The sequence below is a fragment of the Nesterenkonia marinintestina genome, from assembly GCF_025420485.1.
GTDB lineage: Bacteria > Actinomycetota > Actinomycetes > Actinomycetales > Micrococcaceae > Nesterenkonia > Nesterenkonia marinintestina.
In genome coordinates this window covers 1-1,303 of the sequence record NZ_JAOEFD010000030.1, presented here as the reverse complement: position 1 = coordinate 1,303, position 1,303 = coordinate 1, and the positions used below count along the sequence as shown (strand labels likewise).

Here is a 1,303-nt window from a genome sequence, read left to right as displayed (position 1 = left end):
TAGCACACACTGCCTGTTACTCGCAAGTCAACCACTACATGTTGTCCACAGGACGGCTCTGTGTACTACATGTGCCAACACAGGAGCGGTGGGAGCGAGTCACCTTCATTCCGACTACGAGTACTATTGGTACTAGCGCCGGAGACGGCACCACAACGAAATACAGGAAACCGGCCCCACCTGTCGCCAAACTTAGGAGCCGGTTTCCTCATCGATATTCAATGCGATGACTCGCACCGTTCTATCGGGGTCATCGCCCGAACAATCCGTAAGGGGTAACTATGTCACCCTGCACTGTCCGAGACGGTGACTCCACTTCTGAGGCTAGCACCTCAACCTGGGATGCCCAGGGTTTTCGAGCGGCAGCCGCCGAGGCCGACCTCTCCGACCTCCGCTGGCAGATCCTCTCCCGCCTGTCCGAGACCGCCGACACCGAGGGGGTCGCGGACGGCCCCTCCCAGCACCGCCTGGCCCAGAGCATCGGCACGCACGCGCCGACAATCCACAACGCGCTGCAGGGACTCGCCAGGGACGGATGGATCACCGTCGAACGATCCGGCTACCGCAACGGCCGCGCCAACCGCTACCGGCTTCACCTGCCGAGTGTGGAGGCCGCCCGATGACCGCACACGACGACCAGCTCGACCAGTACGTCGCGGACCTGCTGGAGACCTTCCCGGAGCCCACCGAGGGCCAGGCCGCGGAGATCCGGGCTCTGTTCCTGGCGAACGGTCTGGAGGTGGCCGCATGACATGGGCCAAGTTCTCCGACGACTTCCCCGAGGACTGCAGCGACCTCTCCGACGCCGCCTACAGGCTTCACTCCGAGGGCATCATCTACACGATGTTGAAGCTCACCGAGGGGCGCATCCAGAAGAACCGCCTCCGGTTCGTCGCCACGAACTACCAGGGCAACGGTGACGCCGACGGGCTGACAGAGCTTCTGCAGGCTCGGTACATCGACCAGCACGGACGCGAACAGAGGTTCTGGGAGGACCGAGGGGATCACTACCAGATCATCCATCAGATGGAGCACCAGCCCTCCAAGCATGAGGTCGAGCACCGCCGCACTGTCGCCCGGGTCAATGGAGCTAAGGGGGGACGCCCACCCAAGGGAGAACCCAGTAGGGAACCCAGCCAGGAACCCAGCTCGGTTTCTGAGGGAGAAGAAACCCACGCGGGTAACCCAGTAGCTAACCCAGACCCTAACCCAGAGGGACGGGCCGGGACGGGACAGGGATCTTTCCCACAGACAGAACCCTCATCCACTGAGGGACAGATCGACACCGAGACAGGAGAGATCG

At 62.7% G+C, this 1,303-nt stretch carries 3 protein-coding genes; all 3 read left to right on the top strand.

The genetic code is table 11. The annotated features are described in order from the left end of the window. Positions 1 to 281 precede the first annotated feature (281 nt). Entirely contained in the window at positions 282 to 623 is a 342-nt protein-coding gene (locus N7E59_RS11780; RefSeq protein ID WP_261625131.1) for a MarR family winged helix-turn-helix transcriptional regulator, read from the top strand. Continuing rightward, positions 620 to 751: a hypothetical protein gene (locus N7E59_RS11775; RefSeq protein ID WP_261625130.1), complete on the top strand. Its 132-nt coding sequence runs from the start codon at positions 620 to 622 to the stop codon at positions 749 to 751. Before N7E59_RS11780 ends, N7E59_RS11775 begins: the two co-directional genes overlap by 4 nt. Then, the coding region (locus N7E59_RS11770; protein ID WP_261625129.1) for a hypothetical protein at positions 748 to 1,303 on the top strand (556 nt) is incomplete at its 3' end. The genes N7E59_RS11775 and N7E59_RS11770, both read left to right, overlap by 4 nt.

Bases quoted from the DNA above. Each gene is read 5' to 3' on its own strand.
- N7E59_RS11780 (WP_261625131.1), top strand. From the start codon at position 282: ATGTCACCCTGCACTGTCCGAGACGGTGACTCCACTTCTGAGGCTAGC.
- N7E59_RS11775 (WP_261625130.1), top strand. From the start codon at position 620: ATGACCGCACACGACGACCAGCTCGACCAGTACGTCGCGGACCTGCTG.